Raw genomic sequence first — 1035 nt, 5'->3', positions numbered from 1 at the left:
TTAGTGGTATAAATTACCCTCCTGATATCCGGTGGATAATCAAAAAACGGGATAATGAACTCCCAGGTATGGAACCAGAGCTGACTGATGGCAGGGTAACGCTGGTCCCATTTCTGGGCAAACTCCGTCAGGGCATGTTCTGCCTGGGGGACGGTGGCAGATTGGTAAATAGTCTTGAGGGAAGCTGCCACCTCCTTGCGGTCTTTGTAGGAAACATAATTGAGACTGTTCCTGAGCAGATGGACAATACAGCGTTGTACTTTCGCCTCCCGAAAGACTGCGGCAACAGCTTCAGGGAAGCCCTTGAGTCCATCAATGCAAGTGATGAACATCTCCTGAACCCCACGGTTACGAATTTCGTTGAGCACCGAGAGCCAAAATTTAGCCCCCTCTCCTCCTTCCGATAGCCATAACCCCAGAACCTCTTTGTGTCCCTCAATGTTTACCCCCATGGCGACGTGGAGTACATGGATGGAGACCCGCCCTTCATGGCGTATGTTCACCCGCAGTCCGTCTAGCCAGACGATGGGATAAACGGCTTCGAGCGGGCGATTCTGCCATTCCCTGATGTCTTCCTTTACCTCCGCCGTTATCTGGCTCACCAACCCGGCCGATATTTTTACTCCGTAGAGTTCCTCGATTTGTTCTTGGATATCGCGAGTGCTCATGCCACGGGCATATAACCCAAGGATTTTTTCATCTAGTCCCTGGATTCTTTTTTCTCGTTTCGGCACTAGTATTGGCTCAAAGTTACTTTTTCGGTCCCTGGGTACGTTAATGGTCATTTCCCCCTGGGCACTCTGGATTGTCTTGTCAGAATAGCCATTACGGCTATTTGACTCTTCCTCATTTTGCTCCAGATAGTAGCTTAGCTCTCCCTTTAGTGCCCGTTCTATCAGCCGTTTACCTAACTGCTTGAGCAGACCGTTCTCCCCCAGGATTTCTTCCGGGGTTGAATAATCCTTTAACAGTTCATCCATTAATTTATCGGCTACGGTATCCTCTTTTTTCTTCCTTGCCATCATTGCCTCCTTG

The 1035-nt window shown here is 49.3% G+C and carries 1 protein-coding gene; it reads right to left on the bottom strand.

What is annotated here, in order from left to right; genetic code table 11:
• Positions 1-1022: IS256 family transposase (locus IQ219_RS19825; protein WP_194073766.1), on the bottom strand; the 1022-nt coding region annotated here is incomplete at its 3' end.
• Positions 1023-1035 lie beyond the last annotated feature (13 nt).

It is taken from the genome of Synechocystis sp. LEGE 06083, from assembly GCF_015207725.1.
Lineage (GTDB): Bacteria > Cyanobacteriota > Cyanobacteriia > Cyanobacteriales > Microcystaceae > Synechocystis > Synechocystis salina.
Note: the sequence above shows the minus strand (reverse complement) of the source record. Positions and strands in the feature narration are given on the sequence as shown.